Origin of the sequence: Nocardiopsis tropica (assembly GCF_042660575.1) — a bacterium.
GTDB lineage: Bacteria > Actinomycetota > Actinomycetes > Streptosporangiales > Streptosporangiaceae > Nocardiopsis > Nocardiopsis tropica.
The window spans coordinates 66,386-84,885 of the sequence record NZ_JBHSUF010000028.1 but is presented as its reverse complement, the minus strand read 5'-3'; the positions used below and the strand labels follow the sequence as shown (position 1 = coordinate 84,885).

Below are 18,500 nucleotides of genomic sequence, written 5' to 3'. Positions count from 1 at the left end.
CGACCACGACCCGCCGCTCCTGCGCCTGCGGCTCAAGGGCGGCACGACGCACTTCGTCGACGTCTCCGCGCGCACCGCCGCGGCCCTGGACCGCTACTTGCGCCACCGGTCCCAACAACACCCCGCCCAGCACCTGGCCGCCCTGTGGCTGGGCAAGCGGGGGGCGTTCGGACGCACAGGTGTGCAGAGGATGGTCCGTGTCCGGGGAGAAGCGGCCGGGATCAGCGAGCCGGTGCACCCGCACCGGTTCCGCCGTTCCATGGCCACGTGGCACCTGGACGCGGGCGGGTCCAGGGACGCGCTCAAGGCCCGTGCCGGATGGTCCTCGGAGCAGATGATCAACCTGTATGTCTCCCACTCGCGCGACCGCCTCGCATGGCAGGAGTCGCAGCGGCTCGGCATCGCCGACCGGTTCTGACCCCGCACACGACCGCGCCCCCTGCTCTCTCCCGTGGAGCAGGGGGCGCGGTCGTGTTCCATGCCCTGGGGCGGGCGGGGGTCAGTTCATCCAGGCGTGGTGCCACTTCGTCACGAGGTCCCCGCCGACCTCCTCCAGGAGGCGCGCCGAGGTGGGGTTGATCGGCCAGTCCAGGCCCCACCACCGCGTGCGGTGGTAGGCGTCCAGGTCGACCGCCGGGCTGACGACACCGAGGACGGCGAACACCCGCGGGCCGATCCACGGGGGGAGATCGGCGTGGGCGTAGGCGAGGGCGAGTTCGCCGTAGTCGATCCCGTCCCGCACGACGACGTGGTACCAGTTCGGCGAGATGCGCGTGCAGAAGAGCGGCAGGCTCGGAGGCAGGGTGTCCAGGGTGGCGGAGACCTGGTAGCGGGGGTCGTAGACGGCGGCGCGCCATCGCGCCGGGGGGCGGTACAGCTGCATGGATATCCCCTCCCGTGTGCTGCTGGGGTCCCGCTGGGGGCGGGGATGATCATATTAATGGGAACGTATGTACGAATCCAACCTTTTGACCTGCCCGTTTCACAGGGTGCTAGTCGTTTCCACAATGCGTGGCCGGTTTACGGCGGACGTGGCCGCATGTGGACAAGCGGTCAGGTTTGGTCCTCCACTGGGGCGGCTTCGCCTTGGTTCCGGTGCCGCTCGCGGCGGCGCAGCTCGGCGTCGAGCATGAGTCGGGCCTGAGCCTCCGCGTTCGCCATCGCCCGTTCGATCATCGCGTCCGCCTCCTCGGGTGGGATCCCCTCGGTGTCCGCCTCCAGGTCGGTGACGATGCGCCACACGCGACCGGTCAGGCGGGACCGCCGCTCCTCGGTGGCGAAGCGGCCCCCTTCCGGTGTTGACGCCCGCGCCGCCTCTTCCGTGGGGGCGGACGCTTCTCCGGCGAGGGAGCCGAGTACGTCCTCGAGGGCCACGACGTTCTTCGGCAGCGTCCTGCCGTTCTCCCAGTTGTCGATGGTCCGCCGCCCCACGCCGACGCGTTCGGCGAGCTGTTCCTGGGTCAGGCGTGCGCGTTGGCGTGCGGTTCTTATGCGGTCTCCGAGGGACATGGGTCCACCATCTCAGGAAAGTTTAGGAAGCTTTGCTTCAAGACAGTCACGCAACTTACCTCATCAGGCCAGGGCTCCCTAGTCGACTGGCGCGGGTTTCCCACTACTTCCTTTCCTGGGCTTGCCAGATTTCCTAATATTTCCTAAGCTTGTGGTCATGACCACCAGACGCACCATTCACGGAGCTGCACTCGCGGCACTCCGGGTCGCCTACGGCATCACCCAGTCGGACCTCGCCGCGGTCATGGGCATCAGCGGCTCCTACCTCAACAACATCGAGGCCGGACGCAAGCCGGGAACCATGAAGCTCGCCCGAGCCGCCTCCGCCCACATCGGCGTCGACCTGGCCGCGATCACTGCCACCACGGCCAGGAGCACCGACGCGGAGGCCGCCTGATGGCACACCCCGACCCCCGGCGCCGGTCGCAGATCGCGTCCCTGGCCGCGCACACCTCCTGGGCCCGCACCCCCGTCCGCGCCGAGCGGCTCGCCCCGGCGAACCGGGCCCGCGAACAGAAGTGGGAGCAGCAGGTCGATCCCGACGGCTCCATGAAGCCCGCGGACCGGGCCCGCGCCGCCGCCTCCGCCCGCAGCGCCTACTACCGGCGCCTGTCCATGGCAGGAGTCGAGGCCCGCCGCCGGCGCGCCGCCGCCAAGCGCCCCGCAGCTTGACCGCCCACCATCGGAAGAAGGGCCTAGTGATCCTCGCTGAACCCGCCGCGTACCTGGAGTGCCGGTACGACCGGTCCATGGCCCTCCGGGCCATCGTCCGCCGCCTTGCCCACGATCTGTACGAGCAGTCCACGCCCCCGAAGCCGGGCCCCGCCCGCGACCGCGTCGAGAAGCGCCTCCAACGCGCCTGCCACCACCTCACGACCCTGACGGGAGACGGCGCATGAGCCGCCCCAAGGACATCGGCACCACCGCCGAGACTGCCGTCGTCCGCTACCTCGCCGCCCACGGCTGGCCCGCGGCCGAGCGCCGCGCGCTGACCGGCGCACTCGACTGCGGTGACGTCTCGGGGACCCCGGGCATCTGCTGGGAGGTGAAGGGCGGACGCACGGCGGAAACGGTCGGGGACGGCCTCCTCGGCGACTGGCTGGAGGAGACCGAGCGCGAACGCCTCAACGCGGGCGCGGACCTCGGCATCCTCGTCACCAAGCGCACCGGCTACGGCCCGGCGCGCGCCGCCAGTTGGTGGGCGCACGCCGACATGGTCACCTGGATGAGCCTGTGCCGCGGCCGCATCCCGCTCGCCGACACCCTGTTCTCCGAGCCCGTCCGCATGCGCCTGTCCGCCCTCGTCCCCCTCCTCCACGCCGCCGGGTACGGCACCCCCTCCACCGCGGTGCCCGCCGTCGAGGTGGTGGCGTGATGGCCGAGCGGCACGTCGACATCACCTCCGAGGCGACCCTGGTCGCAGCCCTGCGTCTGATCCGCGCCCAGATCGCCGAGAAGAAGGAGCTGGAGCAGGCGATCGAGGACAAGCTCAAGGGCTTCCTCGGTGACGCCACCGAGGCTCGGATCGGCTCTACCCCGGTCGTCTACTACCGGTGGACGAAGCCGCGGGAGACCGTCGACGTGAAGTCGCTCCGCAAGGAGCATCCCGACCTCGCCCGTGAGTTCACGAAGATCTCCCCCGGCTCCCGCCGGTTCGTCCTCGTCGACCCCACCACCGGGGAGGGCTGAGGTGTTCACCCAGCCCGGTGAGGCCTACGGCGTCGAGGCCGACAGCAGCGAGGGCATCCGGCGGATGCTCACCGAGATCATCACCGACACCGCCACCGACGCCCCCAGGTCGTTGCAGCGCCGGATCGGCCCGTCCGAGGTCGGCGACCCCTGCCCCCGGCGGCTCGCCTACAAGCTCATGGACTGGCCCGCCGTCAACACCGGCGGGGACCCCTGGCCCAGCATCGTCGGCACCGCCACCCACGCCTGGCTCGCCCAGGCCCTCGAAGCCCACAACGCCAAGACCGGCGCCCGCCGGTTCCTCGTCGAGGAGCGCGTCGAGGTCGACGACGGCTCGGTCTCCGGCTACCGGCTCGGCGGGAGCTGCGACGCCTACGACACCGCCACCGGGACGGTCCTGGACCACAAGGTGATCGGGACCTCCTCTATGCGCAAGTACCGCACACAAGGTGTCCGCGAGCAGTACCGGATCCAGGCGAACTTGTACGGCCTCGGCTTCGAGCGCACCGGCCACACACCCCGAACCGTCGCCCTGGCCATGTACCCCCGCGGCGGGATGCTCGGCGGCCTCTGGGTGTGGACCGACACCTATGAGCGCAAGGTCGCCCTCGACGCCCTCAAGCGACTCGGGGCGATCCGCGATCTCCTCATCGCCCTGGACCCCGAGGCCCGCCCCGAGATGTGGGCCCAGTTCCCCTCCGAGGCTTCCAGCGCGTGCAGGTTCTGCCCGTTCTGGAAACCCGGGTCCACCGATCTCGCCGTCGGCTGTCCCGGAGACATCACCGACCACGACGCCTGACCCGCCACCAGGCCGCACAGGAAATCAGGAGACACCCATGTCGTTCCAGTTCAGCAAGCCGAGCGTCCCGGCCATGGGCGGGTTCTTCAAGCCCGCCGAGCACGCCGGCCACCTCATCCTCATCACCCAGGTGTACGCGATCGAGGACCGCTTCGACCAGTTCAAGCAGCGCGAGGTCCCCGCCGCCACGGTCGACCTGGTCGACCTCGACGAGGTCCCCGGAGAGGGGTTGCGCGAGGGCGTCCTGGTCACGCACACCGGCATCGTCAACCGGCTCCACGCCGGACAGTCGCTGGTCCTGGGCCGCATCGGAAAGGCGATCACCAAGAGCGGCTTCGAGGCATGGGTGCTGGAGGAGTACCGCGAGGACTCCGACGACGCCGTCCGGGCCCAGGCGTGGATGGAGGCCCGTGAGAAGGGCATTACCCGGCCCGTCCCGCAGACGGCCCCCGCGGCCCCCGTTCCGGCGCCGGCCCAGCAGGAGGCGACCGCCGCTCCGGCCTCTCCCGCCCCGGCGGCCCCGGCGATGGCCGACCCGTCCGACCCCGCCGTCCAGGCGCTCCTGGCCAGCCTCCGGCAGAAGTAGTCCACCGGCCGCCCGCCGTGTCCACGCGGTGCCTCGGACACGGCGGGCCCCACCCCCTCAAGGAGACGACATGGACAAGCACACGCATCAGCTCGTCAGCGGCGAAGCCCCCGGGTGGGCGCACTGCGGGGCCTGGACCGCCCGGGGTGAGGAGACCACCGAACCCACCTGCCCCCGGTGCGCCGCTGGTGCTGCCCGCGAGAACCCGAGGGCCGCGACGCTCCACCGGACCGACGCCATGGAGGCGTTCCTCTCCGGCGACCTGCTCGCCTGACCCCGCCTCCCAGCCCGACCGGATCCAGCTGGGCCCCGCGTGCAAGCCGCAGGACGGGCGCCCACCACCAGTCACACGCACGACGAGGGGGAGCAGTGCAGCAGCTCGACACCGCAGAGGGGGAGCGTCTTCGGGACGCCGGGATGGCCGCGGCTGTCGAGGCCGCCGGGGACGATGTCGTTGCGATCGACCTCCTCATCGCCCGCGCCGCCGCCACCGGACAGGCGTTCTCCGCCAACGACCTCCGCGCGTACATCCCCGCCGGGACCAACACCGCCGCCATCGGCGGCCGGTTCGCCCACGCCCGCCGCCGCGGCGTCATCCACGCCGTCGGATGGGTCGCCTCCACCGATCCCGGCACCCATGCCCACCCCATCCGCCAGTGGCAGGGCACCCGCCGATGACCGGACCCACCGAACCCCGGTCCCACCAGCACGCCTCGGACAGGACTCACGTGACCGAGCGCTCCGCCACCCTCGACGCGGCCAACGCCTTCCACGCCGCCGGGGTCTGCGTCGTCCGCGCCGCCGCCAACGGCACCAAGGCGCCCTACACGGGATCCGGCGGGTGGCGGACCTACATGGACGTCCGCCCCGGCGAGGAACAGCTCGACGACTGGTTCGCCGACGGCCACCCCGGCATCGGCATCGTCACCGGCCGCATCTCCGGAGGACTCGTCGCCCTGGACGTCGAGGGCCGCGCGGTCGCTGAGGGAGTCTTCCAGAGGTACGTCGAGCTCGCCGACCACTCCGGCCTCGGCGACGTCCTCCGCAACCAGGTGATGGCCGGGTACACCGAGTCCACCGCCTCCGGCGGCCTCCACCTCCTCTGGCGCATCGACGACGGCGAAGGCGTGGAGAACCTGAAGTTGGCCCGGCGGCCGAGCACGGCCGAGGAGCTGGCCGCCGCGCCGAAGCAGAAGATCCAGGTCCTCATCGAGACCAAGAGCGAGGGCGGCTTCCTCGTCGTCGCCCCCTCCCACGGCCCGGTCCACCCCACCGGCCGCCCCTGGGAAATGCGCGCCGGCGGCCCCGACACGATCGTCACCCTGGACCGCGAGACCTCCGACGCGCTCCTGGAGCTGGCCCGGATGCTCGACGCCATGCCGGTGGCTGAGCTGCCTCCGGCGTTCTCCCAGCCCTCCACCGGACAACGCCCCGACGGCGGTCTCTCGCCCGGCGACGACTACGAGGCCCGTACCGACTGGACCGACATCCTCACCCCCCACGGCTGGGTCGAGCTGCCCCCGCACGGCCACACGCGGTACTGGAGGCGCCCCGGGAAGAGCATGGGGATCTCCGCGACCACCGGCCACGACCCCGCCAGGGACAGGTTGTACGTCTTCACCACCTCGACCGAGTTCGACTCCGAGACGCCCTTCACCAAGTTCTGGGCATACACGCTCCTCGAACACGGCGGCGACGGCAGGGCCGCGGCCCGCGCGCTCAGCGCCGCCGGGTTCGGCCGGCCCGTGCCCGAGCCCGTCCGGCACCTGTCCGCCGTCCCCACCCCGTTCACCCGGTCCGGCCGGGCGCCGGCCACCGACGGCGCCGCAGCCCTCAAGGTCGACGAGCCCGCACCCGTCGCCCAGCTGGACACCTACTCCCGCACCGACGACGGCAACGCCCTGAGGTTGGTCGACGAACACGCCACCAACATCCGCTACGTCCCCGAACGCGGCAAATGGCTCGTCTGGGACGGACACCGGTGGGGTTGGGACGACCGGGGCCATGTTCCCGAGCTCGCCCGCGCCATCGCCCGGAACCTGCCCGACGACGGGAAGGAGGACGCCGCCCACAAGGCCCGGTCGCTGGCCGCCCGCAACCTCGGCGCCATGGTCCAGCTCGCCCGCACCGACCCCCGCGTCGTCGCCCCCGCCGCCCAGCTCGACGCCGACCCCCACCTGCTCAACACCACCGGCGGCGTCGTCGACCTCAAGACCGGCACCCTCGCCGCCCCCGACCCCGCCCAGCTCCACACCCGATCCGCCACCGCCGCCCCCGACCCCGCCACGGCCACCCCGAGGTGGGACACCTTCCTCGCCGACACCTTCGGCGGCGACGCCGAGATCATCGGCTACGTCCAGCGGCTCGCCGGGTACTCCGCCAGCGCCGACACCGGCACCCACGTCCTGCCCTTCCTCCACGGCGGAGGGTCCAACGGCAAGTCGGTCCTGCTCGACGTCCTCCGGGCCCTGCTCGGCGACTACGCCTCCTCCGCGCCGCACGACTTCCTCATGAACTCACGCTCCTCCCACGAGACCGAACTCGCCCGCCTCCAGGGGATGCGCCTGGTGATCTGCTCCGAGGTCAACGCCGAGGACCGCTTCGACGAGGCGAAGATGAAGGCCCTCACCGGCGGCGATGTGGTGACCGCCCGGTTCATGCGCCAGGACCACTTCACGTTCGAGCCCACCCACCACCTCTGGCTCATGGGCAACCACCAGCCCGAGGTGAAGACGGGCGGCACGAGCTTCTGGCGACGCCTGCGCCTGGTCCCGTTCCTGCACACCGTCCCGCCCGAGAAGCGCGTGGAGAACCTCGCGCGCATCCTCGTCGGGGAGGAGGGCCCCGGCATCCTCGCGTGGGTCGTGGAGGGCGCCCGCCAGTACTTCGCCTCCGGCCTGGCGGACCCCACGAGGGTCAAGGCGGCCACCGACAAGTACGCCTCCGAGGAGGACCACGTCGGCCGGTTCCTCGAGGAGTGCTGCCACGCCAGCACCAGCGCACAGGTGAAGCAGGAGGCGAAGGCCCTCCGGGCCGCCTACGAGTCCTGGTGCACGGGCGAGGGCATCAAGCCCCTCAACGCCCAGTCGCTCGGTCGGGAGCTCACCGGCCGCGGGCACGCACGCAAGGCGTCCAACGGCCGCAAGTTCTACGAGGGCCTCGCGCTCATCGACGACGGCACCGAAGACGACCGCCGGGCAGGTGCCTGATGCGCACGATCGCAGGGGTGCCGTCCCGCGAGGGGGTACTCGAGAAGGGGTACTGCCCGGCGCCCGGAGAGGGCGCGGAGGCGTCCGCGCAGCCTGTGGCAGTACCCCCCAGGACCCTTCCCAGTACCCGAAAGCACCCCCTTGCAGTACCCCTCTTCAAAGACGTTTTTCCTGTTCGAGGCCTCGCAGTACCCCCTAGAACCCCTTATTGCACAGTTCCGCTCCCACGCGTACGCGCGCACACGCACGCTCAGGTCGACGACGAAACCCCCGTAGGGGGTACTGAGGGGTACTGCCGGTACTCCGGGGCCCGCAGGAGCCCCCGGTGAAGGCCCCGAAGGTCCGTGCCCGCCTCGACGTCTGCCCGCGGTGCGAGAGCGCGATCGTCGTCGCCCTGGACGCCGCCGTCGCCGCCCTGCCGGTCCGGGCCGACCCGCTCCACCTCGACGGCCACGCCGAACTCCGAGCACGGCTCGAGGGCCGGACGACCTACAACCTCCTCGGCCTCGGCGGCCTCGGAGCCCCGGCGCTCGTGGAGCGCATCCCCGAGCTGATCGTCCACCGCAAGCACCCGGTCGTCGCCACCCACCGGTGCCCCGGACCTATCCCCGCCTCCGCCATCCCCCCGCCGTCACCACCCGGCGAACCCGACCTGTTCACCCCACCCGACGACATCCCGTTCTGACCGGAGGCCTCCGATAACCCACATCTGCGGCTCCGACGCCCTTTTCCGACCTGCCGAACGAACACCCCGGGGGACATGTTGAGCATCGACCACTTCTCGTGCGACCTCTGCGACCGCCCCAGCGGCGACGACGCCCGCGTGTGCACCAGGTGCGCCGACGATGCCGCCGCCGCCCTGCGCCAGGTGGCCGAGTGGCTCGCCGAGGACCTGGTGACCGCCACCGCGAAGCAGACCGCGCTCGGCACCGGCCGCTCCGGCGGGAAGCCCACGAAGGCCTCCGAGGCACCCCTGCCGCTCGACCTGCGCGCGTCCGAGGCCGCCACCGTCCTCCGCTCCACCCTCTCGACGTGGGTCCGCCTGGTCCACGCCGACGGATCCAAGCAGGCCCTGCCCGCCGACACCCTCGCCGCCATGGCCGCCTGGCTCGCCCCCGTCATGCGCTGGGCCCGCACACGCGAGTACGGCGCCGAGCTCGTCGACGAGGTCCTCGCCTCCGTCCGCCAGGCCCTGCGCGCGGTCGACCGCCCCATCCGCGCCGTCCCGCTCCCCGACCCCTGCAGGACCATCTCCCTGGACGGCCAGACCCCTCGGACATGCGGCGGCAGGCTGTTCGTCGTTATCGCCCCCGGGCTGCCGATCGACGGCCAGGTGCGGTGCGAGGTGGACCGGGCGCACACGAGCACGGTGCGCGAGGAGGGGAAGGCGAGGCGGCGGTCGGGACGCGTGGCGGCCCGACTTGCGCGGACTTGACAAGACTGGGATAATGCGGAGCAGGATGGCGAAAGCTTTCCGAAGACGTGAGAAGGCCCCGATCGGGAAACGGTCGGGGCCTTCGTCGTGCGAGCCGGGCTCAGGTAGGCGTCCACCTCTCCAGCCTTGGACGCCTTCCGCGGCTCTTGGTGAAGCAGCGGGTTCTGGTCCATGGCCAGGCCCCTCGCGAGCTCCTTGATGACGCATCTGCCCCTCCGGTGCGGCTCACACCGCACATCGCACAGGCCGAGGTGCCGTCGACCTGGGTCGTGGCGGCCATCCACGCTCCAACGGTCAAACAGTGGGCGCAAAACCCTGGGGCCCGGGAAGATCCTGAACTCCGAAGTTGCCAACGGATGCCATGAATGCCTCTTGAGGTCGGTTGCGAGCAGAGGCCGAACACTCCTGCCGCTCCAAGACGCACCGCAGTCCCCTTGGTCCCCCAACCACCCCCGCCGGTGCGTCTCCACCGCCGGGCGCCCCACGTACCCGCGCCGCCGCCGGCCCGCACATGCTGCCCGGCCCCGCGCGGGTGCTGCCCGTCCGATGGCCGCGCACCCCTGGGAGGCCGTGCGCGTCGACACGGATCGGGCCTGCCCCGGCCGACCGCTTGAGGGGGCGGACGGCCGGGGCACCTCACTCTCACGCCCCTGAGGCGAAGAAGGTCTCCGCTCAGAGCCCGTTCACGATCTGCCCGAACTCGTCCGGGGTGAGCACGCCGCGGTTGCGCAGCTCCTTCACCATCTCGAAGGACGACATCGGCGCAGACGGAGCATGCTGAACCGGCGGGGCGTGGTGCGCCGGCGCGGCCTGGGCGTGCACCGGACCCCTCGAGATGATGCTGTTGATCGCGTCCACCACGGCCTTGCCGTCCGGCTTCTGCATCTGGCCGGTCTCGGCCTTGTTGATCTCGCGGTTCGACCCGAGCCGGTGCGACATCCGGTCCCGGGCGGCCTGGATGTCGGGGCGCAGCTGGACATCAGCCATGGGGACCTCACTTCAGGGATTCGGGCGTGGCGCCATCGTGGCACGCACCTGCGCCCCCCTGAGGCCACCTGGCCGGCACAGGCCACCGTGTACACCAACGCCCCACCACGTGCGTCAGGAGATGCCCATGGCCCGCCGTAGGGCCCTCCAGGCGTGCCCCACCCCCGGGTGCCCGGCCCTCACCCGACAGGGCGCCTGTCCCGACTGCCGCAGAGCCCGGGAGCGCCGACGCCCCAGCGCGCGCTCCAAGGGGTACGACAGGAGATGGGAGCGCACGCGCGCCGACTACCTCGACGACCATCCCTGGTGCGAGTGCGAGCAGCACGGCGCGCTCCCTCCTCTTCAGCGTCCGCACGCCGAGCATGTGCACCACCTCGACGGTCTCGGTCCGCTCGGTCCTCGTGGCCATGACCCCGAGAACCTCCAGGCCCTGACCAAGTCGTGTCACTCGAAGGTGACCGCGATCGAGGAACCGGGCGGATGGAATCACCGAACATGACCACATGCCCTCTGATCTGTACAAACGAACACCCCATGCCGCCACGGGCCTGTGACCTGAGGGTGGGCCTCCTGAGGAGGTGGGTCGGGGGAACGCCGGGGCGGGGCGAAAAAAGCCGGTCAGGTTCACAAGGTCCCACCGTCACGCGATGTGACGGCCTGCCGTGCTGCGCGACGCAGCCTGCTCGAAGGAGGCCACCATGCCCAGCGGAGGAGCTCGCGCCGTGTCCGGCCCGGCCCCCGACCCCGGCGCGCTTCGGCGCAACCGGCCCGGCGACGCCGCCGCGTGGTCGACCCTGCCCGCCGAAGGCCGCACCGGAGCCCCGCCGGACTGGCCGCTCATCGACGTGCAGCCCCGCGAGTGGGACCTGTGGTGTGATCTGTGGTCGCGCCCCCAGGCCGTGATGTGGGAGCGCCTGGACCAGCGGTACGAGGTCGCGATGTTCGTGCGCAAGCTCTCCGAAGCGGAACTGCCCAGGGCCTCGGTGGAGCTCCAGAAGGTCGTCCGCCAGTACCTCGACAGCCTAGGACTGTCCGTGCAGGGGATGCTCCGCAACCGGTGGAGAATCACCGCCCCCGAACAGGACCGGGGCGATGCCGACGATGCGAACGCGTCCGCCGCGCCGGCCCGTCCGTCGGCCCGGGCCCGGTTGACGGTCGTCCATGGCGACGGGGACTGAGCCCGAGGTCGTCACCTGGCCCACCCTGTTCGTCGCGATCGACTGGATCGAGCGGCACTGCGTCATCCCCGACAAGTTCCACGCAGGAGAGCCGTACCTGCTCACCGACGAGCAGGCGTGGTTCTACGCCAACCACTACCGGGTCCGCCCCGACGCGGACGTGGTCGCCTCGCTGGACGCGCCGGCCTCGGCGTTCGTCTACCGGCGCTCGCTGCTGGTCCGCCCGCAGAAGTGGGGCAAGGGGCCGCTGACCGCGAGCCAGCTGTGCCTGGAGGGTGTGGGGCCGGCCGTGTTCTCCGGGTTCGCCCGCGGCGGGGAGAGATACCGGTGCTCCCGGCACGGGTGCGACTGCGGGTGGGTGTACACCTACGAGCCGGGCGAGGCGATGGCCATCCCGTGGCCGACCCCGCTCATCCAGGTGACGGCCTTCTCCGACGACCAGACCGACAACATCTACTCGGCGCTCAAGCCGATGATCCAGCTCGGCCCGCTCGCCGAGGTGATCCCGAAGGTGGGTGAGGAGTTCACCCGGCTCCCGGGGGGCGGGCAGATCGTCACCGTCACCAGTTCCGCCCAGTCCCGCCTGGGCCAGCGGGTCACGTTCGTGGCCCAGGACGAGACCGGCATCTGGACCGCCGCGAACAAGATGGTGAAGGTCGCCGAGACCCAGCGCCGCGGCCTGGCCGGCATGGGCGGCCGGGCGGTGGAGACCACCAACGCCTGGGACCCGTCGGAGGGGTCCGTGGCCCAGCGGTCCTACGAGGCCAAGGCCAAGGACGTCTACCGCGACCACCTCCAGCCCCCCGCGACCCTGTCCTTCGCCGACAGGGTCGAGCGGCGCAAGATCTACCAGGTCGTCTACGGCGACTCCTGGTGGGTGAACCACGACGTCATCGACGCCGAGGCGATGGAGCTGGCGGAGAAGGACCCCGCCCAGGCCGAGCGGTTCTTCGGCAACCGGGCCGTGGCCGGCACCGCGACGTGGCTGGACCCGGCCGCGTGGGCCAAGAGGGCAAAGCCCACGCGGGTGCGTCCGCACACCCGGATCGTGCTCGGCTTCGACGGCAGCGATGTGGACGACTGGACCGCCATCAGGGCGGAGACGATGGACGGCTACCAGTTCACGCCCGTGTACGGACCCGACGACCAGCCGTGCATCTGGAACCCGGCCGACTACGGCGGGCAGGTGCCGCGGGCCGAGGTCAGCGCGGCCATGGAACAGATCATGCGCCGCTACGACGTGGTCCGCCTGTACGCGGATCCGCCGTACTGGGAGACCGAGGTCGACGCCTGGGTCGACCAGTACGGCGAGGAGCGGGTGATCCGCTGGCACACCCGCCGGATCGTGCAGATGCACGCCGCCGCCGAGCGGCTCAAGACCGATGTGGCCAAGACCGGTTCCAGCTTCACCCATGACGGGTGCGAGATCACCGCGGCGCACATCGCCAACACCCGCATGGCCGCCCGGCCGGCGGACCGCTACGTACTCCGCAAGGCCGGTCCGGCTCAGAAGATCGACGCCGCCATCCCCAGCGTGCTCGCCCACGAGGCGCTGGGCGACGTCACCGCCGCCGGTCTGGCGGTCAAGAAGGTCACCTACTTCTACAGCTCATGAGGGGAGGCCCGTGTGGCCACCATGGCCCAGGCGCTGAACCTGGTCACCGCCCTGGAGTCGGAGCTGATCCGGCGCCGCGGCGAGATGGACCGCAACGAGGACTGCTACCGGGGCAACCAGCCGTTGCGGTTCGCCTCGGAGGAGTTCCGCAAGTTCCACGGGGAGCGCTACCGCGACTTCTCCGACAACTGGGTCCAGCCCGTGGCCGACGCCCCGGTCGAACGGCTCACCGTGCGGGGGTTCCGCGTCCCCGGACAGGAGTCGGCCGACGCCGAGTTCTGGCGGGTGTGGCAGGAGAACGGCCTGGACGCCGACTCCCAGCTGGGGTTCCTGTCGGCGGGGATCAACTCCCGCAGCTTCATGCTGGTGTGGGGCGACCCCGACGACGAGGACACCCCGGAGGTGACCTTCGAGGACGCCTCCCAGTGCATCGTCGTCTACGAACCCGGATCCCGCCGGCGGCGCCGGGCGGCGCTCAAGCGGTGGCAGGACGGATCGCGGGAGTACGCGACCCTGTACCTGCCGTCCGAGGTGTGGAAGTTCGTCCGCCCCCTCCAGCGACAGGAGAAGTCCCCGCAACTCATCCACGTGGACGAGGAGATGCGCTCCTGGATTCCCCGAGAGTCGGGCGCCGAGCCCAACCCCCAGCCCAATCCCATGGGCGTCGTGCCGATGGTGGAGCTGCCCAACAAGCCGATGCTGGTGTCCGATCCGATCTCGGACGTGTCCGGCGTCGTGGCCATGCAGGACTCGATCAACCTGCTGTGGGCGTACCTGTTCACGGCGAGCGACTACGCGTCCTTCCCACAGCGGGTCATCATCGGAGCAGAGGTCCCCAAGGTCCCGGTGCTGAACTCGGCGGGACAGGTGGTCGGGAGCAAGCCGGTCGACCTGGGCAAGTTCGCGGTCGACCGGGTGCTGTTCCTGGAAGGCCGGTCCGGCGACACGAGGATCGCCGAGTGGCAGGCCGCGAACCTGGGCGCCTACACCGACGTCATCGAGGTCGCCGTCGGGCACATCGCCGCCCAGACCCGCACCCCTCAGCACTACCTGGTGGGTCGCATGGCCAACCTGTCCGGGGACGCCCTGCTCGCCGCGGAGACCGGCCTGGTGAAGAAGGCCGAGGAGAAACACACCTGGTACGGGCAGGGGATCCGCGAGGGCGCGTCCCTGATCGCCCTGGCCCAGGGCAACGAAGCCAAGGCGCGGGCGATCCGGTCAGGGTCGGTGATGTGGGCCGACGTCGAGTCGCGCTCGCACGCCCAGATGGCCGACGCCCTGGTCAAGCTCAAGGGCATCGGGTTCCCGTTCGAGTGGCTGGCGCTGCGGTACGGTCTCACCCCCATCGAGGTCGCCGACGTCATCGCGATGCGCCAGCGCGAGTCCGACATGGATCCCGTCCAGGCCATCGCCCACGAGCTGGGTCGCGGCGGGCCGTCCCGCGGACCGGAACCCGCCGAAGCCGATCCGGAGGCGGAGGAGGACGAGGCTCCGGCCGAGGTGAGGGCGTGAGCCTTCCCCCGGACGCCGTCGCCCACAAGGCCGACACGGTCCGACTCGCCAACGGGGCCGTCCGCGGCGTCCGCGCCGAGTGGGCCCGGGTCGACCCCGAGCGGGTCCGCGACACCTGGCAGGCACGCCTGCCCCGCGTCCTGACCCTGGTCGCGGGAGCCCAACGCGCCGTCGCCGGACTGTCCGAACCGTACCTGCGCCAGATGCTGGGCCCGGGCGACGCGCCACTCGCCCAACTGGACCCCGCAGCCCTGTCCGGCACTGCCTCGGACGGGCGCCCGCTGGAGACCCTGCTCGCCCAGCCGATGATCACCGCCCTGTCCTACCTCACCACCGGCCGGGCGGTCGGCGACGCCATGGCCGCCGGACTGGCCGTGCTCGAGGTCATCGTGGGCACGCAGGTGCACGACGCCGCCCGCATCGCCGACCTGATCGGCATCACCACCCGTCCGGGTGCGGCCTACACCCGCGTGGTCACCCTGCCCGCTTGCGCCCGGTGCATCGTCCTGGCCGGCCGGACCTACGACTTCTCCCAAGGGTTCGAGCGGCACCCGAACTGCGACTGCTCGATCCTGCCCATCCGCGCCGGTGGGGGCGTCCCCCGGCCGTCCCCGCGCGAGCTGTTCGACCAGATGACGCCGGCGGAGCAGCTGCGCCGGTTCGGACAGGCCGGGGCCGCGGCGATCCGCGAGGGCGCCGACATCGGCCAGGTCGTCAACGCGAGGCGGGGCACGACCACCGCCGCCGGGCGTCTCCTCACCCGCGAGGGGACCACCCGCCGGGGCCCGGCCGGGGCCCGGATGGCCGCCGCAGGCATCGCCCGAGCGGCCGCGCCACGGCCGATGCCGGAGCAGGTCCTGGCTGAGGCCACCTCTCGCGAGGCCGCCGTCGAGGCGCTGATCCGGTACGGGTACCTCACGGTGAGCGGCGTGCGCGCGACCCCGCCGACGCCCGCTCCGCCGACGCCCGGGTTCTTCGAGGAGGACGGCTCCCGAGAGGCCCGACAGGTCGTCGGGGAGCTGTCCCAGGTGCCGGAGGGCATCCGAGACGCCACCCTGGTCTACATGCGCCAGATCCCCGGGGGCGGCATCTCCATCGGCCAGGCGCCGCTCACCCGCCTGCCGGGCGGCGAGCCGCTCCAGACGCCTCCGCGCGGGTGGCCTGCGGGTTCCTCGTGGGACGACGTGGCCGGGGTGTGGGTCCCCGGCACGCGGCGCCTGCTGATCAGCACGTCCCGCGATTCCGCGTCGGTGAGCGTGGCTCTGCACGAGTTCGGGCACGCCACCGACCAGGCCCACGGCGACCTCAGCTCCGAGCACCGGTGGCAGGCCCTGCACCGGACCACCACCGGCGCACTGAGCGGCACGGCGGGGTACAACACCTACTACGACGAACCCGACGAGTGGTGGGCCGAGTCCTTCGCCGCCTGGTGTCTGGGGTGGGATGAAATGGTCGCTCACTGTCTTGGCAACGACCAGGTGGCCCGCCTACTGTGGGACTACTTCGAGACGCGGATGGGAGGTCCCTGATGGCCAAGCTGGACAGCGACGGCGTCACCGTGCTGGTTCCCGTCGGCGGAACGCTGGAGGACGGCACCAAGTGGGACGGCGCCCAGCGTCTGAGCCCTGGTGACGATGGGTACGACGAGGCCCTGGCCGCCGCCCGCGCCCGCCTGCCCCGGGCCGAACGGTCGGCGCCCTCCGACGCGGACATCGACGACTTCCTCGCCTCGCTGAACCGCGAGTAGCGACAGCTTCTTCCTGCAGGCCCCGTACCGGCTCCGGTGCGGGGCTTTCGCGTGCCCGGGTGCAACGCCCCGGCCCCACCCACCCGCAACGGGAGAGAACACCATGACCGATCTGCTCGACACCGACCTGCCCGTCCACCCCTTCACCGGCCTCACGGCGTTCGCCGTCATCGGTGGCCGCCCCGTGTGGCCGGTGCTGGGCGGCGCCCCCGACGACGAGGACCAGGACGAGAAGGACGCCGGCGACGAGGACGCCCCGGCCGAGGACAACGACACCGACGAGGACACCGAGGGCACCTCCGACGGCCCCGACGAGGACGAGGAGGACGCCCCGCTCGGCCCCAAGGGCGTCAAGGCCCTGGCCGCGGAGAAGGAGCGCCGCCGCACCGAGGCCAGGCGCCGCCGTGAGCTGGAGGCCGAGCTGGCCGAGCTCAAGAGCGGCGGCAAGAAGGACGACCCCGACCAGATCCGGCGCCAGGCAGAGCAGGCCGCAACGGCCAAGGCCAACACCCGGCTGCTGCGCGCCGAGGTGCGCGCGGTCGCGGCCGGGAAGCTGAGCGACCCCAAGGACGCGCTGAAGTTCCTCGACCTGGACCAGTTCGAGGTCGGCGAGGACGGCGACGTCGACACCCAGGAGATCACCGACGCGATCGAGGGCCTCCTGGCCAGCAAGCCCTACCTGGCTGCCGCAACGGCGAAGAGGTTCCAGGGCACCGGCGACGGCGGGGCCGCGCGCAAGGCCGCCCGGCCCGAGCAACTCACCCGCGACGACGTGAAGCGGATGAGCCCCCAGCAGATCGTGAAGGCCAAGGCCGACGGCCGCCTGGACGACGTGCTCGGAATCGACACCCGGTAACCCCTGAAAGGACGGCCTGATGGCCATCTCGAATTTCATCCCCGAAGTGTGGTCGGCGGAACTCCTCGTCGAGCTGGAGAAGTCCCTGGTCTACGGAGCACCTGGCGTGGTCAACCGCGACTACGAGGGCGACATCGGCCAGTACGGCGACACCGTCCACATCACCAGCCTGGCGGACCCGACCATCGGTGACTACGTGGCCCACACCGACATCACCATCGAGGACGTGGACGACACCGCGCAGACGCTGCTGATCGACCAGTCCAAGTACTTCGCGTTCGAGGTCGACGACGTCGAGCAGCGCCAGGCCCGCAACGGCGGGGCGGTGCTGTCCGAGCAGGCCCGCCGCGCGGCGTACAAGCTGCGTGACATCGCCGACCAGCACCTGGCCGGGGTCATGGCCGCCGGAGTCGACGCGGGCAACCTCCTCGCCGAGGCCACGCTGACCGACCCCGCCGACGCCTACGACCTGCTCGTGGACCTGGCCGTGGTCCTGGACGAGGACGACGTGCCCGAGTCGGGCCGCTGGTCCGTCGTCACCCCGGCCTTCTACGGCCTGCTGCTCAAGGACCAGCGGTTCGTGGCGGCCGGCGACGCGGCCGGGTCGGTGACCCGGGCGAACGGAATCGTGGGGGAGGCGGCCGGGTTCTCCATCCGCAAGTCCAACAACGCCCCTGACGGGCCCGGTGCGGGCGCGGGCAAGCTGGTCCTGGCCGGGTTCGGCGGCGCCACCACCTACGCCGAACAGATCAACAGGACCGAGGCGACCCGCAAGGAGAAGGGGTTCGCCGACATCGTGAAGGGCCTGCACCTGTACGGGTCCAAGGTCGTGCGCCCCACGGGCCTGGCCGCCGCGGACGTGATCGTCTGATGAAGGCCGGCGACAAGCTCCGCTTCCGCGGCCCCGCCGGCGCGTCCTTCGTGGTGACCGTCGGGGCCGCGTGGACCCCCCGCACCATCCGGGCCCGCGTCGCCTCGGGGGAGTGGTCCCCCAGGGAGGCCCCGGCTTCCGTGACGGTGCCGACGTCTCCGGCTCCCGTGGCGGAGGCCGGTCCGCCTGCCCGCCCGTCGCGCACCGCCACCCGCCCCGCGTGGACGGCGTGGGCGACGGCTGTGCACGGGCTCACCCAGGCCCAGGCCGAGGACATGACCAAGGCCCAGTTGATGGAACTGCCCGACACCCCGCCCGTCCCGGTCCCCGGGACCGTCGGGAACCAGGAGCAGGAGGCGGCCCCGCCCCTTCCGCCCCAGCACGGGCGCCCTGCCGAGGACGATCCCAAGACCGCCTGGGCCGAGTACGCGTTCCGCCTCGGCAAGGGCACTCGTGAGGACCTGGCGGTGTTCACCCGCGAGGACCTGATCGAGCTGACCGCGTAGG

Annotated in this window: 25 protein-coding genes; 22 read left to right on the top strand and 3 right to left on the bottom strand. The window is 71.6% G+C overall.

The features are described 5' to 3' along the window. A partial coding sequence (locus tag ACFQBR_RS31260) for a tyrosine-type recombinase/integrase (RefSeq protein WP_378554929.1) occupies positions 1-418 on the top strand: 418 nt, incomplete at its 5' end. 81 nt (positions 419-499) lie between these two features. On the opposite strand, the gene ACFQBR_RS31255 is transcribed toward ACFQBR_RS31260, so the two are convergent. Beyond that, a complete protein-coding gene (locus ACFQBR_RS31255; protein ID WP_344182284.1) occupies positions 500-883 on the bottom strand; it encodes a hypothetical protein in 384 nt (127 codons plus the stop codon). 170 nt (positions 884-1,053) lie between these two features. Further along, a complete protein-coding gene (locus ACFQBR_RS31250) occupies positions 1,054-1,509 on the bottom strand; it encodes a helix-turn-helix domain-containing protein (protein WP_344182286.1) in 456 nt (151 codons plus the stop codon). Positions 1,510-1,666: 157 nt separating this feature from the next. Between ACFQBR_RS31250 and ACFQBR_RS31245 the strand changes: the two genes are divergently transcribed. From ACFQBR_RS31245 to ACFQBR_RS31190, 12 genes are all read left to right on the top strand, one after another. Next, positions 1,667-1,906 carry a helix-turn-helix domain-containing protein gene (locus tag ACFQBR_RS31245; RefSeq protein WP_344182288.1) on the top strand — a complete coding sequence of 80 codons (240 nt, stop codon included), beginning with the start codon at positions 1,667-1,669 and terminating at the stop codon, positions 1,904-1,906. Continuing rightward, positions 1,906-2,181 carry a hypothetical protein gene (locus tag ACFQBR_RS31240; RefSeq protein ID WP_344182290.1) on the top strand — a complete coding sequence of 92 codons (276 nt, stop codon included), beginning with the start codon at positions 1,906-1,908 and terminating at the stop codon, positions 2,179-2,181. The genes ACFQBR_RS31245 and ACFQBR_RS31240 overlap by 1 nt, the downstream gene beginning before the upstream one ends. 26 nt (positions 2,182-2,207) lie before the next feature. Then, a complete protein-coding gene (locus tag ACFQBR_RS31235; RefSeq protein ID WP_344182292.1) occupies positions 2,208-2,408 on the top strand; it encodes a hypothetical protein in 201 nt (66 codons plus the stop codon). Continuing rightward, positions 2,405-2,884 carry a hypothetical protein gene (locus tag ACFQBR_RS31230; protein ID WP_344182294.1) on the top strand — a complete coding sequence of 160 codons (480 nt, stop codon included), beginning with the start codon at positions 2,405-2,407 and terminating at the stop codon, positions 2,882-2,884. The genes ACFQBR_RS31235 and ACFQBR_RS31230 overlap by 4 nt, the downstream gene beginning before the upstream one ends. After that, positions 2,884-3,198, top strand: a complete 315-nt coding sequence (locus ACFQBR_RS31225) for a hypothetical protein (RefSeq protein WP_344182296.1) — start codon at positions 2,884-2,886, stop codon at positions 3,196-3,198. Before ACFQBR_RS31230 ends, ACFQBR_RS31225 begins: the two co-directional genes overlap by 1 nt. 1 nt (position 3,199) lies before the next feature. Further along, on the top strand, positions 3,200-3,997 hold the full coding sequence (locus tag ACFQBR_RS31220) for a PD-(D/E)XK nuclease family protein (RefSeq protein WP_344182298.1): 798 nt from the start codon (positions 3,200-3,202) through the stop codon (positions 3,995-3,997). Positions 3,998-4,034: 37 nt separating this feature from the next. Further along, positions 4,035-4,583 carry a hypothetical protein gene (locus ACFQBR_RS31215; RefSeq protein WP_344182300.1) on the top strand — a complete coding sequence of 183 codons (549 nt, stop codon included), beginning with the start codon at positions 4,035-4,037 and terminating at the stop codon, positions 4,581-4,583. Positions 4,584-4,653: 70 nt separating this feature from the next. Next, complete coding sequence (locus ACFQBR_RS31210) at positions 4,654-4,857, top strand: hypothetical protein (protein ID WP_344182302.1); 204 nt, start codon at positions 4,654-4,656, stop codon at positions 4,855-4,857. 95 nt (positions 4,858-4,952) lie between these two features. Continuing rightward, positions 4,953-5,261: a hypothetical protein gene (locus ACFQBR_RS31205; protein WP_344182304.1), complete on the top strand. Its 309-nt coding sequence runs from the start codon at positions 4,953-4,955 to the stop codon at positions 5,259-5,261. 50 nt (positions 5,262-5,311) lie between these two features. Further along, entirely contained in the window at positions 5,312-7,792 is a 2,481-nt protein-coding gene (locus tag ACFQBR_RS31200; RefSeq protein ID WP_344182306.1) for a phage/plasmid primase, P4 family, read from the top strand. 325 nt (positions 7,793-8,117) lie between these two features. Beyond that, positions 8,118-8,477, top strand: coding sequence for a hypothetical protein (locus tag ACFQBR_RS31195; protein ID WP_344182308.1), 360 nt, complete (start codon positions 8,118-8,120; stop codon positions 8,475-8,477). A 75-nt stretch (positions 8,478-8,552) separates the two neighbouring features. Beyond that, complete coding sequence (locus ACFQBR_RS31190) at positions 8,553-9,227, top strand: hypothetical protein (RefSeq protein WP_344182310.1); 675 nt, start codon at positions 8,553-8,555, stop codon at positions 9,225-9,227. A 672-nt stretch (positions 9,228-9,899) separates the two neighbouring features. Here the strand turns inward: ACFQBR_RS31190 and ACFQBR_RS31185 are convergent. Then, the gene (locus ACFQBR_RS31185) at positions 9,900-10,214 is read right to left on the bottom strand and encodes a hypothetical protein (RefSeq protein WP_344182312.1); all 315 of its coding nucleotides are present in this window, start codon (positions 10,212-10,214) and stop codon (positions 9,900-9,902) included. Positions 10,215-10,341: 127 nt separating this feature from the next. On the opposite strand from ACFQBR_RS31185, the gene ACFQBR_RS31180 reads away from it, so the two are divergent. The 9 genes from ACFQBR_RS31180 (at position 10,342) to ACFQBR_RS31140 (ending at position 18,499) form a co-directional block, all read left to right on the top strand. Further along, positions 10,342-10,713, top strand: a complete 372-nt coding sequence (locus ACFQBR_RS31180; RefSeq protein ID WP_344182314.1) for a hypothetical protein — start codon at positions 10,342-10,344, stop codon at positions 10,711-10,713. A gap of 199 nt (positions 10,714-10,912) precedes the next feature. After that, positions 10,913-11,392 carry a phage terminase small subunit gene (locus tag ACFQBR_RS31175; RefSeq protein ID WP_344182315.1) on the top strand — a complete coding sequence of 160 codons (480 nt, stop codon included), beginning with the start codon at positions 10,913-10,915 and terminating at the stop codon, positions 11,390-11,392. Then, on the top strand, positions 11,376-13,007 hold the full coding sequence (locus tag ACFQBR_RS31170) for a hypothetical protein (protein ID WP_344182317.1): 1,632 nt from the start codon (positions 11,376-11,378) through the stop codon (positions 13,005-13,007). Before ACFQBR_RS31175 ends, ACFQBR_RS31170 begins: the two co-directional genes overlap by 17 nt. Positions 13,008-13,028: 21 nt before the next feature. Next, complete coding sequence (locus ACFQBR_RS31165) at positions 13,029-14,519, top strand: phage portal protein (protein ID WP_344182372.1); 1,491 nt, start codon at positions 13,029-13,031, stop codon at positions 14,517-14,519. Then, on the top strand, positions 14,516-16,048 hold the full coding sequence (locus ACFQBR_RS31160; RefSeq protein ID WP_344182319.1) for an anthrax toxin lethal factor-related metalloendopeptidase: 1,533 nt from the start codon (positions 14,516-14,518) through the stop codon (positions 16,046-16,048). Before ACFQBR_RS31165 ends, ACFQBR_RS31160 begins: the two co-directional genes overlap by 4 nt. Then, positions 16,048-16,266: a hypothetical protein gene (locus tag ACFQBR_RS31155; protein ID WP_344182321.1), complete on the top strand. Its 219-nt coding sequence runs from the start codon at positions 16,048-16,050 to the stop codon at positions 16,264-16,266. Before ACFQBR_RS31160 ends, ACFQBR_RS31155 begins: the two co-directional genes overlap by 1 nt. A gap of 103 nt (positions 16,267-16,369) precedes the next feature. Then, positions 16,370-17,122: a hypothetical protein gene (locus ACFQBR_RS31150; RefSeq protein WP_344182323.1), complete on the top strand. Its 753-nt coding sequence runs from the start codon at positions 16,370-16,372 to the stop codon at positions 17,120-17,122. Positions 17,123-17,141: 19 nt separating this feature from the next. Further along, entirely contained in the window at positions 17,142-17,993 is an 852-nt protein-coding gene (locus ACFQBR_RS31145) for a major capsid protein (RefSeq protein ID WP_344182325.1), read from the top strand. Further along, a complete protein-coding gene (locus ACFQBR_RS31140) occupies positions 17,993-18,499 on the top strand; it encodes a hypothetical protein (protein WP_344182327.1) in 507 nt (168 codons plus the stop codon). The genes ACFQBR_RS31145 and ACFQBR_RS31140 overlap by 1 nt, the downstream gene beginning before the upstream one ends. Position 18,500: the final 1 nt, after the last annotated feature.

Coding starts and splice junctions, on each gene's coding strand:
- ACFQBR_RS31255 (WP_344182284.1), bottom strand. CDS start 883: ATGCAGCTGTACCGCCCCCCGGCGCGATGGCGCGCCGCCGTCTACGAC.
- ACFQBR_RS31250 (WP_344182286.1), bottom strand. CDS start 1,509: ATGTCCCTCGGAGACCGCATAAGAACCGCACGCCAACGCGCACGCCTG.
- ACFQBR_RS31245 (WP_344182288.1), top strand. CDS start 1,667: ATGACCACCAGACGCACCATTCACGGAGCTGCACTCGCGGCACTCCGG.
- ACFQBR_RS31240 (WP_344182290.1), top strand. CDS start 1,906: ATGGCACACCCCGACCCCCGGCGCCGGTCGCAGATCGCGTCCCTGGCC.
- ACFQBR_RS31230 (WP_344182294.1), top strand. CDS start 2,405: ATGAGCCGCCCCAAGGACATCGGCACCACCGCCGAGACTGCCGTCGTC.
- ACFQBR_RS31225 (WP_344182296.1), top strand. CDS start 2,884: ATGGCCGAGCGGCACGTCGACATCACCTCCGAGGCGACCCTGGTCGCA.
- ACFQBR_RS31215 (WP_344182300.1), top strand. CDS start 4,035: ATGTCGTTCCAGTTCAGCAAGCCGAGCGTCCCGGCCATGGGCGGGTTC.
- ACFQBR_RS31210 (WP_344182302.1), top strand. CDS start 4,654: ATGGACAAGCACACGCATCAGCTCGTCAGCGGCGAAGCCCCCGGGTGG.
- ACFQBR_RS31190 (WP_344182310.1), top strand. CDS start 8,553: ATGTTGAGCATCGACCACTTCTCGTGCGACCTCTGCGACCGCCCCAGC.
- ACFQBR_RS31185 (WP_344182312.1), bottom strand. CDS start 10,214: ATGGCTGATGTCCAGCTGCGCCCCGACATCCAGGCCGCCCGGGACCGG.
- ACFQBR_RS31180 (WP_344182314.1), top strand. CDS start 10,342: ATGGCCCGCCGTAGGGCCCTCCAGGCGTGCCCCACCCCCGGGTGCCCG.
- ACFQBR_RS31175 (WP_344182315.1), top strand. CDS start 10,913: ATGCCCAGCGGAGGAGCTCGCGCCGTGTCCGGCCCGGCCCCCGACCCC.
- ACFQBR_RS31170 (WP_344182317.1), top strand. CDS start 11,376: ATGGCGACGGGGACTGAGCCCGAGGTCGTCACCTGGCCCACCCTGTTC.
- ACFQBR_RS31165 (WP_344182372.1), top strand. CDS start 13,029: ATGGCCCAGGCGCTGAACCTGGTCACCGCCCTGGAGTCGGAGCTGATC.
- ACFQBR_RS31155 (WP_344182321.1), top strand. CDS start 16,048: ATGGCCAAGCTGGACAGCGACGGCGTCACCGTGCTGGTTCCCGTCGGC.
- ACFQBR_RS31150 (WP_344182323.1), top strand. CDS start 16,370: ATGACCGATCTGCTCGACACCGACCTGCCCGTCCACCCCTTCACCGGC.
- ACFQBR_RS31145 (WP_344182325.1), top strand. CDS start 17,142: ATGGCCATCTCGAATTTCATCCCCGAAGTGTGGTCGGCGGAACTCCTC.
- ACFQBR_RS31140 (WP_344182327.1), top strand. CDS start 17,993: ATGAAGGCCGGCGACAAGCTCCGCTTCCGCGGCCCCGCCGGCGCGTCC.